Genomic DNA, 13,090 nt, shown 5'->3' with positions numbered 1-13,090 from the left:
GACATTCTCTATTTTTTTATTTAGATTTTGCTTCAAAATAACTACGATACATGCCAAATGTATCTGTGCCGTATGTTTTTAAGAAGTCGGTTGTCGGAGAGTAGGTCATTTCAAGGTAGGCGGCGGCCGCCTCGTGTTCTCCCATCTCTTCTAATACGTAACTTAATGTATAATACAGTGACATATCGTCAGGCTCAATTGCAATTAAAAAAAGGTAATTCTCTACACTCTCCTCATAGTTACCATTTAAATAGTAGGCGTTAGCTAAGGCATGTAGTGTCTGTTTGTTTGGATCCTCACTTCGAGCATATAATTTTTCTTCTAGATCCAACAAAAGCTGAATTCCTTGTTCAATATCATATTTCGTATCAATGAGTAGTGATGCATAGTAGGCCACATTGTTTTGCTTGTCAGGTTCCATCTCATATTGCCGTTTTGCTTGTGTAATGGTATCTTCTACTAATTTAGGAGATGGTTCATTCGTGTTTCTAACATGAGCTTGCAATGCTTCATAGTAACGTTCTGTATACATGGCTGCTTGAGTTTCTTTTTCTGTAGCAAGGTAACGTAAGTAAATAATTACTTCATTAAAGTTTCCTGCAGCTATTTCATCTCGCATAATACTATTTACATTTGTTGTTGATAATGCATCAAAACGAAAACGCTCGGCTAGAGTTTGAACCAATTGATCATTGTATTGAAATTGATCATCGTCATATGCGTATAGGGAAGAATCAATTCGCTGTTCTTCTGCGAGCTTCCTCTCCATATTGATCGTGGAGCAAGCTGTTAGTTGAGCGAAAGCACATATTGCTATTAAAAAGAATAAAGTTTTCTTCATTTAATTTACCACCTTATATTAAAACAGTCCCCTTATTTTATCTTTTTTTGTACGTATTGTGAAGTAATGGTTTCGTGGAAATTCGAGTCTCTATTTTTAACAAATTATACAATTTATCTACTGTGTATACGAAAAATATACTAATTTCGATATTTTTTTAAAATCGCTAGTTTCATAGAATTTTACATGGTATCCTAAGAAAGAACAAAAAACGACGTTGGGAGGTATATGATTGTTAATTAGAGGAGTTTCTTTGTCTTTAGTTTTCGTCCTGCTGTTCTCCCTTCTAATTGGAGCAGGTTCGACCACTTTAGCACAAGGAAGTACGTTTACAGATGTCCCGTCAAATGCATGGGGACATAAAGAAATTCATCATCTTAAAGACAACGGAATCATTAATGGTTATCCAGATGGAAGCTTTCGTCCTAATAACACATTAACGCGTGCCCAAGCTTCGGTAATTTTAACAGGGGCTCTTGGTGTTGATGGTTTAAAAGTCAACAAACCAACGTTTAGAGATGTCAATCTTAGCTACTGGGCATCCCCTGAAATAGAGCGTGCCGCTTCAATGAATATTCTAACAGGTCGAAGCGATAACCGTTTCTCGCCAGGAGATCAATTAACAAAAGCTCAAGCGGCAGCCGTAATTACACGTGCTTTTAAATTAAATGGATCTGGTGGTAGTTCTTTTAGTGATGTTCGTTCGGGTTTCTGGGCTGAAAGGGAAATCAAAGCTTTAGAACAAAATGGTATTGTGGAAACTGGTGGACGGTTTGAGCCAGGAAAAGCCATTACACGTTCACAATTTGCTACATATGTAGCTAGAGCTAAAGAAAGTAGTTTTCGACTGAACCAGCAGCAACAGCAGTCACAGAGTGATAAAGTTCAATTTGCTGGAATTGTTTCTGTTTCAAGTACGTTAAATGTTCGTTCAGGTGCAGGGACAAGCCATGGAGTTATTGGTAGTCTAAGAAATGGGCAAAGAGTTGATATTTACGAAACAGTTGGTTCTTGGTATAAAATTAAGTTTGGCAACGGATGGGGATATGTTAGCACATCTTTTGTGAACAGAGAATCAAACAATTCTTCTAATTCTATTTTGAACAACCGTGTCATTGCGATTGACCCAGGGCACGGCGGTAGAGATCCAGGAGCAGTTGGCAATGGATTGCAAGAAAAGGATATCGTGTTAGCTGTTGGGCTTGAACTAGAAAAGAAACTGAAGAGTGCCGGTGCGAAGCCGATTATGACTCGTAACCGTGATGTCTTCATTGAGCTGAACCAACGCGCGAAAATTGCTAACGATGCAAAAGCAGATATTTTCGTAAGTATTCACGTGAACTCAGGTCCATCAGGTGGACATGGTACAGAAACGTGGATTAGTGCATCTTCTGCTTCTAGTAAAGAAAGCAGAGATTTAGCCGAGAAGATCAACAAACGTTTAGTTGAAGAATTAGGTACACGTGACCGTGGTGTGAAAACAGCCAACTTTGCCGTTCTTCGTGAGACGAACATGCCAAGTGTCCTTGTTGAATTAGGCTTTATTACTAATAGCAGTGATGCGTCTCTTATGAAGCGTAGTAACTTTAATGAGAGAGCAGCGAATGCGATTTATAAAGGCATCGAGGATTATTATAGAAGCAAATAACAAATCATACGAGAGAGTAGCAGAAAGCCTGCTGCTCTTTTTTCTATACTTTTACATCATTGAAACGAAGAATTAATCTGCAATGTGGCCTTGACTCATGTATAATGTAGGAGGAAATCTACTCTTACATTTCGACTAAAGGGAGGGAACCCTCTTGAAAGTGAAAAAAGCGATCATCCCAGCAGCTGGGTTAGGAACACGTTTCTTGCCAGCAACGAAAGCACAACCGAAAGAAATGCTACCGATCGTTGACAAGCCAACGATTCAATATATTGTTGAAGAAGCTGTGAAATCTGGTATAGAAGACATTTTGATCATTACAGGTCGTGGCAAACGAGCGATTGAAGACCATTTTGACAGAATGGTTGAACTCGAAGAAGAGTTAAGAAGAAAAGAAAAAGAAGAGTTGCTAAAAACAGTTCAACAAAGCACCGATTTACTTGATATTCATTACATACGTCAGAAAACACCTTCTGGGTTAGGTCATGCCGTTTATTGTGCTCGTAAATTCATTGGAAATGAACCGTTCGCTGTTTTATTAGGAGATGACATCGTAAAGAGTGAACAGACTCCTTGCTTGCAGCAAATGATGGAGCTTTATGAAGAGCATGAAAGCCCGATCATTGGCGTACAAGAGGTATCGGATGATGAAGTCGAACGTTACGGAATTGTGGACTGTGAGCCATTTGGAAAAGGCGTTCATAAAGTCAAAAAACTAGTAGAAAAACCAACAAAAGCAGAAGCGCCTTCCAATATCGCTATTATGGGCCGTTACATTTTAACTCCAGATATTTTTGACATTTTGGCAAATACGGCTCCTGGAAAAGGCAAAGAAATTCAGTTAACAGACGCCTTACAAGCATTGAGTCAGAAGCGTGATGTTCTAGCTTATGAATTTCATGGAACTCGTTATGATGTTGGTGAAAAACTAGGATTTATTCAGACGACGATTGAATTTGCTCTTGATCGAGCAGACTTAAAAGATGAGATGGAACATTATTTAAAAGAACTGGTTGAAAAACGATTTACAGGAAAGTAGGACGTACAATATGAAGGTTGGCATTATTGGAAATTACGGAAATAATAACAATGGTGATGAAGCGATACTTACAGGAATTCTGCATCAATTAACAGAACATCTCCATGTGAAAAAAGAAGATATTGTTGTCTTTAGTAACAATCCAGAAAACACAATAGAACGATACGGCATTACAGCAAAACCTCTTATTCATAAAAAAGGAAGTATTTTGAAGTCAGGAGCAACAACGATTCAAGCGAGTTATCGTGTGATGAAAAAGCTTGATTTGCTTATAATTGGCGGAGGCGGTTTGCTAATGGATATGTACAAACGCGATGCCCCGCTATATAGCACGCTTGGACTAACAGGTAAACGCGCAGGCTGCAAAGTGGTTGTCTATGGTGTAGGGGCTGGACCGTTAAACACAGCTCTTGGAAAGTTCTTTATTAAACGGCTAACGAATGCAGCTGCTTCCGTATCCGTACGAGATACAGATTCACAGAAGTTATTGCAATCGATCGGGGTGAAAACGCCAGTTGCTGTAATAGGAGATCCTGCTTTTTCTGTGCCGGCAGAGAAAACTCACAAGCCTTCTGCTAGTATTAAAAAAGTAGGGGTAACCGCTGTTCCTTATTTTAGTAATCAATATTGGCCAACACCAGATTTGGCTAAGTACGATGCATACGTGAATGGAATGGCCTCTCAGCTCGATCAATTGATAGAGAAACAAAACGTAGAAGTGACGTTTTTCTCAACAAAGTTTCCAGAAGACGTGCAAGTAACGAAAGATATTTTAGCGAAAATGAAGCATTCTGCTTCGTTAATGGAAGATAATTTGCATCCGGTAGACATTGTGAAGCTAAGTGCTGAGCAAGACCTTATTATCGGAACGAGGCTGCACTCTCTCATTCTCTCTGTAGTTGCAAAGACACCTGTTATTGGAATAGGGTATCACCATAAAGTTGAAGATTTTATGAAAGTGATAGGAATGCCTACTCTTGGGATTCCGATTCAACAAGTGACGCCAGATTCTTCGGCAATCGTAAACGTTTTTCATGGAGTTAGTGAAAATTGGGAGTCTGTTCAACAAGCCGTTGAGAAGGTGTCCGAGCATTTGAAGAAAGAAGCGTTAAAAGGACTCAAACAACTAGATTTAGATAAAAAGTGAATGGTGTGAATGGTATGATTGAGAAATATTTGCCAGTAGAAAGGACGAATCGCCTTCTACTGGTAGCAACTGTTGTGCTTGTGATTTGGACATCGGTACAGCTTCAGTTTACAAGAATATGGGGAGATCTTTTCCCAGGAATCGTTCGAATGGCTTTTTCTTACACGGGTGAAATGCTACTTGTAACCATGGCTTTCATTGTTGTTGTCCATCCGCAATTGGGGAGAAAGAATTTACTAGCAAAGTTAAAAAATCCAATTAACGGAAGCTTGTTGTTGTTCTTTAGCTTTGCGTTATTTAGTATGTTTGTGAACAATGTTCCGTTTGCACAAGGTGTGTTCGGCGTTCGGGCATTGTTTCAATATGTCATTTTGTTTTTTATTTTGCTAGCTTTAGATATCCCTGCTTCATGGGTGAAAAAAGTCTTTCATCTGATTATCGGGTTAGCCATTTTCCAATCGATTATTGGTTTTATTCAAATTGCATTGCTAATTCCATTGCCACTTCGGAATGTCTCGGAAAGACGAAGCATTGCAGTTGGGGAAGAAGTACGTGCTTTTGGCTTAATGGACTCCAGTAATACATTGGCTGGATTTTTAGTAGCAGTCTTATTGCTTGTTGCGTTATATGTGTTTGTTTATAGACAAGAACTCACACCGAAAAAGAAAACGATCTATTTGGTTATTGTAGCAGTCTTATTGACAGCCATTGCTCTTACGTTTTCACGTCAAGCCTTCTTAGCGTTAATTGGCTGTTTTGCGCTTATCGGTATTTTGAATCGAAAAAATAAAGCGTTCCGCGTGTTATTAAAAGTGGCTATTGCACTTATTATTTTATTTGTCGTCGGCTACGGCTTAGCGCTTGCTTTTCTTGAAGGTTTTGCTCAACGAAATTTATATACGCTAGACTTAACGAAAAACTATCGCTTCCTGATTATTTTAAGTGGATTAGAAGTGTTTATGTTTAATCCTATTGCTGGGGTTGGCCCTGGAATGTTTGGAAGCAATGCAGCGTTTGTTTTCAATTCACCTTTTCATCAATTTATGCATGAAGGGTTGCCAAGTACGATGCGAACAGTCGATAACAATGCTCTTTATGTTCTAGTGGAATACGGCGTTATTGGTGTATTATTGCTCGGTTATTTCTTATTCAAAGTATTAAAAGAGATGACGTTGTTTGCTGAGCGAGATGAATTGATTTTTAAATGGGTCGGACTATTTGTTGTTACATTCGGAATTGCCTTTGTCATTATGGGGTTATTGTCAACAGCTTGGGAAAATCACCAAATTGCCTTATGGTTTTGGCTTTTCTTAGGAATTGGGATGAACTGGCATAAGAAGGAGAAGGAACATGGATAAACAAAAGCGGGTACTTGTTTTAAGTAACATGTACCCTGGTGTGAAAAGTTCAACGTTTGGAATCTTCGTGAAAAATCAAGTTCAGGCGTTACGAGATCATGGTGCGAAAGTCGATGTGGTCGCCGTGTCTGATCCTGACATGAACAAGCCAAATGTTCTAAAGAAATATCTAAAATGGGCGACCGAAACGTTTTTTACGCTACTTTTCAAAGGGAGACGGTACGATGTTGTCCATGCCCATTATGTGTTTCCAACAGGAATGCTTGCGCTGTTATTCAAAAAATGGTTTAAAACGAGAATGGTTGTGACGGCACATGGTGGCGACATTAACCGAATGGCCAAAAAGAGTCCACGAATTAAGCAGTGGACAACGAAGATTTTACAAGAAGCCGATCATGTGATTACAGTTGGACAGGACCTGCATCGAGAAATTCATGATGAGTATCAAATCCCAAAGGAAAAATTGTCCGTCATTAATATGGGGGTTAACTTAACCGTCTTTCAAGAGCATGAAGTTTGTGAAGCGAGACAAGTACTAGGAATAAAGGATACAGAAATGCCGATTGTGTTTGTTGGCAATATTATTAGAGAAAAAGGGATCATGGAATTGCTAGAAGCTTATAAAATACTAAAAGCAGAAAATGATAACCTATCTCTATATTTAGTTGGAAATGCGAAGCTTGCTTCTTTTAAAATGGAAGTGGAGCAATACGTAAAGGATCATCAGCTACAAGATGTACATCTCCACCCAGCTGTTCCTCAGTCAGAAGTAGCGATTTGGATGTCTGCTGCGGATGTGTTCGTTCTTCCATCACATATGGAAGGGTTTGGGTTGGTTGCTGTGGAAGCGATGGCTTGCGGGACACCCGTTGTGGGGACGAAAGTAGGCGGACTGCAAACATTGCTAGCAGATGACCATGGAGTGCTAGTTGAGGATCAGAATGCTGCTTCATTAGCAGGGGGGATTTCTAGCGTACTAGAAAACCCTGATTATAAAGAACAGCTCATTGAAGCCGGTAAAAAGCGTGCAGCAGAAAACGATCAAGAGAGAATGATTGAAAGAGTTTTTGAGATATATGAGAATAAGGTGATGGAAGATGAAAAGAAATAAAAAGAAAAAAGTAATGTTCATCTCCTCGATTGGTGGTCATTTAACTCAGCTTTTGCAGTTGAAGCCGTTGTTTGAGAAATATGAGTATCATATTGTGACAGAAGAATCGAGTATTACGAAAGAACTGGCAAAAGAGTATCCAGTCTCGTTTCTTGTTTACGGTGCACGAAACTATTTGTTTAGCTATCTGTTTAAGTTTTCGTACAATTGTATCAAATCGTACTTTCTTTTTTTACGAGAAAGACCTGATGTTATTGTGACAACGGGGGCACATACGGCTGTTCCGATGTGTTACATAGCAAAGTTATTTGGTCGGAAAGTAATCTACATTGAAAGTTTTGCTAAGACAACGACTCCGACTTTGTCAGGGAGATTGGTGTATCCGATTGCTGATTTATTTATCGTACAGTGGGAGTCGATGAAAGACGTTTATCCTAAAGCAGTGTATGGGGGGTCTATCTATTGATTTTTGTTGTATTAGGTACACATGAACTTCCCTTTACAAGATTGTTACAAGAAGTCGAACGTCTGCAAAACGAAGGGGTCATTACAGAAGAGGTTGTTGTTCAGGTCGGACATACTCCGTATGAAAGTAACTCCATGAAATTGATTCCGTTTATGAGTTATGCAGAGATGGAATCTTATTTTGATGAAGCACGACTTGTCCTTACACATGCGGGAACAGGTTCGATTATTACTGGGGTAAAAAAAGGCAAGACTGTCATTGCTGCATCGCGATTAGAGAAATACGGTGAACATAATGACGATCATCAAATTGAAATCTCTGAAACGTTTAGTAAGAAAGGTCATATATTAAGTGTTGTTGAGATGAAAGACCTTGAAGCGAAGTTAGAAGAGGCTAAAGATTTTACTCCGGTACCGTTTGAAAGTGGACGAGATCAAATGATTAAATTAATCGAGGACTTTATTCAGAAGATATAATGTGTGTTAGAGAGAAAGAAGTGAACGGAACGTGAAAGGCAAAACATTGTTTAAAATTATTGGTGCGGTAGCCGTGATCAACTTAGGATCGCGGTTTATCGGTTTTTTACGAGAAGTCGTCATTGGGTACCAGTTTGGAACGTCTGATATTGCAGATAGTGTCATTGCGGCCTATACGTTGCCGAATTTCTTTTACGTCGTTCTCGGTGGAGCCATTACAACCGCTTTTATTTCGATTTTTAGTAAAATGGATGATCCTTTGAGGAAGGAAACGTTTGTCAGCTCGGTCTTTACGTGGCTTTCACTCTTGTTAATCGCCTTCACCGCTTTATTGATGCTCTTTTCAGAGGCGGTCATCGGCCTTTTGTTTCAAGGGTTTAGAGCCGAGAAAGTAAAGTTAACGGCCGATCTGTTTCAAATTATGGCCCCGGCAACATTATTTCTTGTGTTGTCTATGTGGTTTACGGGTATATTGAATGTAAATGGAAAATTTACGCTGGCGACAACGTCCACACTCGTGATGAATGCCGTCTTTGTGATGATTGCGGTGTTAGCTTACCCGTATATTGGTCCTTATGCTCATGCTTATGGGGCGATAATCAGTGCCATTATTATGGCTGTTATGTTAGTGGTCTTATTGAAAAAAGGCCAATTTGTTCGTTTTCGTTTGAACTTTAAAATAGATGATGACTTTAAAAAGATGTGGAGACTGGCTTTTCCGATTATATTAGGCGGGGCCACGTTGCAGTTTTACTTTTTGATTCATCGTATTTTTGCATCAGATTTAGCAGCTGGAGCGATTTCTGCACTCAATTACTCTTCGAAAATTGTTCAACTGCCACAAAGTGTATTAATGACGGCGGTGACAACGGTTATCTATCCGCTTCTTGCTAAAAAGGTTGCGGCAAAAGAGGATGACGATATTCAGACGCTATATCAAAAGGGATTACGAATGATGACGATCATCATTATCTCGGCAACAATCTTTGCTTTCTTTTATGCAGAAGAAATTTTTCGGTTGGTGTTTGAGTACGGCAACTTTACAAGAGAATCTACGATGCTTGCGGTACCGCTCTTTCAACTTTTAGTCATTGCGATGTTTGCTCATTCAGCAAACTTATATGTGACGCGGTTCTTCTATGCGAAGGAACGATCGGTTTTGCCAGTGACATTAGGTGTCATTTCGGTATTTGGAATTAATGTTGGGCTGAATTTCTTATTGATTGGTCAATATGGAGCATCGGGATTAGCAACGGCAACATCTATAAGTGCGATTTGTAATTTTGTGATGTTACTCGTTGCGGCCAAATTTGTCCTTAAGTTAACATTGTTTGGACCTCAAGTTGGCATAACGATGGTGAAGTTTTCTGGACTATTTGCAGGATTAATAGGTATTCAATTAGCTGTGAGAGGTTTGATTACAATAGATATGCCGTTATTATTAATAACGGTTGGTGGAATGGTGTCTATTCTCTTTATTGGAGTGTTTTTATATGTTTTCCGTTTCCCTGAGTTTGAGGCGGTTCGGAATAAGTTAAAGAAAAGGGTTGTGAAGCGAGGATGAAAGTAGCTGTTGTAGGAACAGGGTATGTGGGCCTAGTATCAGGAACTTGTTTTGCTGAGCTTGGAAACACAGTTATATGTGTCGATAAGATGCAAGAAAAAGTTGATATGTTACAGAAGGGCGAAATCCCTATTTATGAACCAGGATTACAACAATTAGTTGTGAGCAATCAAGAGAACGGGCGTTTAACGTTTACGACCGACTTGACGTCAGCTGTTGCAGCATCAGATATTATTCTCATTGCTGTTGGAACACCTGCTTCTGATGATGGATCAGCGAATATGTCGTACGTCTATGCAGTTGCAGAAGAAGTAGGCGAAGCGATCGGCTCAGAATATAAAATTGTTGTGAATAAATCAACGGTTCCTGTTGGAACGGCAGAAAAAGTGGAACAATTAATCAAAGATAAAAACGCTCAGGCACAAGTGGATGTTTGTTCCGTTCCTGAGTTTTTGCGTGAAGGCTCAGCGGTGAAAGATACATTTAACCCTGATCGAATCGTGATTGGTACATCTTCAAAACGAGCGGAAGAGACGTTAGTGGAGCTTCATAAGCCTCTAACAGAGGAGATAGTCGTAACCGATGTACGAAGCTCGGAAATGATTAAATATGCATCAAATGCCTTTTTAGCAACGAAGATTTCCTTTATTAATGAGATTGCAAACATTTGTGACGCGTATGGTGCCGATGTAAAAGCTGTTGCAAAAGGAATGGGCTTAGATAACCGAATTGGACCAAAGTTTTTAAACGCTGGTCTTGGTTATGGTGGCTCTTGTTTCCCGAAAGATACGAAAGCGATTATTCACTTAGCGCAAGCGGCAGGTTATACACCAGAACTTCTTAAAGCTGTAGAAGGTGTGAATGAGCGTCAAAGCTTTCGCATCATCGAACATGTAAAAGGAGTATTCGGGACGGAGTTAAAAGGGTTACGAGCAGCTGTACTTGGTCTTGCGTTCAAACCGAATACGGATGACATTCGAGATGCTCCGGCTCTTAAAATTATCGATGAGCTAGTCAAAATGGGCATGACTGTTACAGCGTATGACCCAATCGCTATTGCTAATACGAAAAAGGTTCTTCCTGAAAGTGACGCTATTACATATGGAACCAATGTCGAAGGAACTCTTGATGGGGCAGACGTGATGATTGTTGTGACAGAGTGGGATGAATTTGTTAAGTTGGATTCAGATTTTATGAAAAGCAAGTTGAAGAAAGCAATTGTGATTGACGGAAGAAATATTTATGATCCACTTGAGATGAGAGAAGCTGGTTTCATTTATCATGGGATTGGGAGATAAGAAAAGAAAAAGAAGAAGCTGCGTGGCAGCTTCTTCTTTTTTGTGCGTATAGGATGACTTCACCCGTACAAACACTACTCTTATCTAAACGATTCATCAATCGCACGAGTCATAAAGCGTGAGAATTGAACGCGGTTCGTTGATTCGTTCGGACGGAACGCACGGTTGCTATGCTCAGTTGTAATACCATGATAAGCAATTGTGTCAATTTCTTTTAATAAAGACTGGTTGTATGTGTTTCGATTAATATCTGCATATTTAAACGTTGCACTATTTGGCTTTGTTAAATTAAACGCACGCGTTAAAACAGCAGCCATCTGAGCTCGTGAAAGGTTACCGCCAGGATTTAACTTTCCATTATTCCCTGTCATAATTCCGTGGTATTCCATTTTGCGGAAAAGCTCATAGTAAGAACTATCTTTTGGTATGTCAGTAGCTTTTATGTTGTAACTACTCGGTGGTGCTGTCAAATTTAATTCTCGGTCAAGCATTCTTGCTGTTTGCACTCGCGTAATAGTTTGGTTTGGTTTAAAACTGTTATCTGGATATCCAGTAATAACACCGCGGTCATATAAGAACATGATTTCGTCGAAGCCAGAGAATGTATTCGTTACATCTGTAAAAATGTCATTACGTTCTACGTCAAACTTGATACTGCGTAAAGACACTCCAAGTGCTGAACGAAGTCCATCAGCATTTCCTGAAGGTAGGGTAACTGTAGAAGATTTTCCAGTTGTTTTATGTTTTCCTGTTACTTTTAGTTCTTGAACAGACTGTGCATTTGTGCGTTTTGTTACTTGAATGTCTTCAACCATAATGTCTCTTGTGCCAAATACAGCTTGAGCAATGGTTGCGTTTGGAACGATGACTTTCCAATTGTGAAAAGGACTTGTTGCTGCGTCAGCTGAATCATTGACGCCTTTTAAATACGAAACGCTGCTAGTCCAAACATTTTCACTGTTTTCAGTATGTCCACCTGAACTTGCATGGAATACCGCATTAATCAGTCTGTCACTACTATCTAGAGCGACTCTTCTAGCTGTTTGTTTGATCGCATCGTCAGAACGAGAATGTTCAGATGATTGCCAGCTTGCTGTTGAGTGAGCACGAGTGGCTTTTCCTTTGTACACTTGGTTTGCAACAGTATCCACTAACGTACCGCTATTTGAATTTACTTGTACATGCGCGTACGTACGTGCAGCAATTGCTTGTGCTTTAACGGCTTCTAAGTGCCAAGAAGCAGGCATTTCATTTGGAACAACTCCGCGTAGGTAGTCTTCCATTGATAATTCATTCACAAGAGTTGGACGGTTGTTACCTACACCAATGATGAATGATCCACGGTACTGTGCATCTACTGTTACATTGCTTTGTGTTACTTGAGAGACAGCTGCAAAAGTACTATCAGAGTTATTGGTAGCACGTAATTCAAAGCCTTTATTGGAAGTTACTTCAGCTCCATTTGACTTTGCAGTAACTTTGTTGCTATTTTGGCTAAATTCAATCGTTCCGTTAAATGAAACTTCTTCATTATTATCAGCGTTATATAATTTGTAATTGCTGTTGTTTGGCTCAATCGTGAATGTTTCAGAAGGAGTAAGCCTTACTTTTACATCACGGTCAGCTCTTGTTCCAATTGTAATTCCTTGGTAATAATGTTTTAAAATTTGTTCGTAGCTATTTCCGTCTTGAGCCATGCCGCGAGCGCCATATTGACTCATCCCAATACGGTGGCCCCAACCGTCACCTGTAAATGTAAAAGTTGCTCCGCTGTTGCCGCTATTGGAAGCTTGGACAGTTTCATCAGGCTCCACGTATTCGATTCGCTCAATTTCTTCCCCGTCAATAATGGGATATGTTTCAACGTTTTGTAAAATGTGATCATCGCTAGCTAGTGCATGTCCAGTTGATGTGAGAGCGACAATAGGTACTAACAAAAGAATCATGAAAAATTTCAATCTTTGCATTTGTAATCTCCTAACTTTTGGTGTTTTCCTATTTTACTAGATTGTGTTACGATTCGAGCTTACACTCGAACATTCGACCTCCTTTTACAAAATCTGTAGCTTCATTATATCAAAATCATACATGTTTCATAGAGTTAACGTTTGGAAAGTGTATAAAAAGGGAAATTTACACATT

At 39.5% G+C, this 13,090-nt stretch carries 11 protein-coding genes; 9 read left to right on the top strand and 2 right to left on the bottom strand.

Annotation, left to right across the window (positions count from 1 at the left end; all coding sequences use genetic code 11):
* Positions 1–16: 16 nt before the first annotated feature.
* Positions 17–841: a tetratricopeptide repeat protein gene (locus N0O92_RS01175; RefSeq protein ID WP_315612769.1), complete on the bottom strand. Its 825-nt coding sequence runs from the start codon at positions 839–841 to the stop codon at positions 17–19.
* Between the two features lie 232 nt (positions 842–1,073).
* On the opposite strand from N0O92_RS01175, the gene N0O92_RS01170 reads away from it, so the two are divergent.
* The 9 genes from N0O92_RS01170 (at position 1,074) to N0O92_RS01130 (ending at position 10,948) form a co-directional block, all read left to right on the top strand.
* Positions 1,074–2,489, top strand: coding sequence for an N-acetylmuramoyl-L-alanine amidase (locus N0O92_RS01170; protein WP_315612768.1), 1,416 nt, complete (start codon positions 1,074–1,076; stop codon positions 2,487–2,489).
* Between the two features lie 154 nt (positions 2,490–2,643).
* On the top strand, positions 2,644–3,528 hold the full coding sequence (gene galU, locus N0O92_RS01165; RefSeq protein WP_315612767.1) for a UTP--glucose-1-phosphate uridylyltransferase GalU: 885 nt from the start codon (positions 2,644–2,646) through the stop codon (positions 3,526–3,528).
* A 10-nt stretch (positions 3,529–3,538) separates the two neighbouring features.
* Positions 3,539–4,675, top strand: a complete 1,137-nt coding sequence (locus N0O92_RS01160; protein WP_315612766.1) for a polysaccharide pyruvyl transferase family protein — start codon at positions 3,539–3,541, stop codon at positions 4,673–4,675.
* A gap of 14 nt (positions 4,676–4,689) precedes the next feature.
* On the top strand, positions 4,690–6,033 hold the full coding sequence (locus tag N0O92_RS01155; RefSeq protein WP_315612765.1) for an O-antigen ligase family protein: 1,344 nt from the start codon (positions 4,690–4,692) through the stop codon (positions 6,031–6,033).
* Complete coding sequence (locus tag N0O92_RS01150) at positions 6,026–7,144, top strand: glycosyltransferase (protein WP_315612764.1); 1,119 nt, start codon at positions 6,026–6,028, stop codon at positions 7,142–7,144. The genes N0O92_RS01155 and N0O92_RS01150 overlap by 8 nt, the downstream gene beginning before the upstream one ends.
* Positions 7,131–7,610, top strand: coding sequence for a PssD/Cps14F family polysaccharide biosynthesis glycosyltransferase (gene pssD, locus N0O92_RS01145; RefSeq protein WP_315612763.1), 480 nt, complete (start codon positions 7,131–7,133; stop codon positions 7,608–7,610). The genes N0O92_RS01150 and pssD overlap by 14 nt, the downstream gene beginning before the upstream one ends.
* Positions 7,607–8,086: a PssE/Cps14G family polysaccharide biosynthesis glycosyltransferase gene (gene pssE, locus N0O92_RS01140; RefSeq protein ID WP_315612762.1), complete on the top strand. Its 480-nt coding sequence runs from the start codon at positions 7,607–7,609 to the stop codon at positions 8,084–8,086. Before pssD ends, pssE begins: the two co-directional genes overlap by 4 nt.
* Positions 8,087–8,117: 31 nt before the next feature.
* Positions 8,118–9,650 carry a murein biosynthesis integral membrane protein MurJ gene (gene murJ / locus N0O92_RS01135; protein WP_315612761.1) on the top strand — a complete coding sequence of 511 codons (1,533 nt, stop codon included), beginning with the start codon at positions 8,118–8,120 and terminating at the stop codon, positions 9,648–9,650.
* Positions 9,647–10,948 (top strand): UDP-glucose dehydrogenase family protein, encoded by a 1,302-nt coding sequence (locus N0O92_RS01130; protein ID WP_315612760.1) that lies wholly within the window; start codon positions 9,647–9,649, stop codon positions 10,946–10,948. Before murJ ends, N0O92_RS01130 begins: the two co-directional genes overlap by 4 nt.
* Positions 10,949–11,028: 80 nt before the next feature.
* Here N0O92_RS01130 and N0O92_RS01125 read toward each other — a convergent pair whose 3' ends face one another.
* Complete coding sequence (locus N0O92_RS01125; protein WP_315612759.1) at positions 11,029–12,915, bottom strand: SpoIID/LytB domain-containing protein; 1,887 nt, start codon at positions 12,913–12,915, stop codon at positions 11,029–11,031.
* Between the last annotated feature and the right edge of the window lie 175 nt (positions 12,916–13,090).

It is taken from the genome of Alkalihalobacillus sp. MEB130 (genome assembly GCF_032335535.1).
GTDB lineage: Bacteria > Bacillota > Bacilli > Bacillales > Bacillaceae_D > Halalkalibacter.
Note: the sequence above shows the minus strand (reverse complement) of the source record. Positions and strands in the feature narration are given on the sequence as shown.

Coding starts and splice junctions, on each gene's coding strand:
- N0O92_RS01175 (WP_315612769.1), bottom strand. CDS start 841: ATGAAGAAAACTTTATTCTTTTTAATAGCAATATGTGCTTTCGCTCAA.
- N0O92_RS01160 (WP_315612766.1), top strand. CDS start 3,539: ATGAAGGTTGGCATTATTGGAAATTACGGAAATAATAACAATGGTGAT.
- N0O92_RS01150 (WP_315612764.1), top strand. CDS start 6,026: ATGGATAAACAAAAGCGGGTACTTGTTTTAAGTAACATGTACCCTGGT.
- N0O92_RS01130 (WP_315612760.1), top strand. CDS start 9,647: ATGAAAGTAGCTGTTGTAGGAACAGGGTATGTGGGCCTAGTATCAGGA.
- pssD (WP_315612763.1), top strand. CDS start 7,131: ATGAAAAGAAATAAAAAGAAAAAAGTAATGTTCATCTCCTCGATTGGT.
- N0O92_RS01125 (WP_315612759.1), bottom strand. CDS start 12,915: ATGCAAAGATTGAAATTTTTCATGATTCTTTTGTTAGTACCTATTGTC.
- N0O92_RS01155 (WP_315612765.1), top strand. CDS start 4,690: ATGATTGAGAAATATTTGCCAGTAGAAAGGACGAATCGCCTTCTACTG.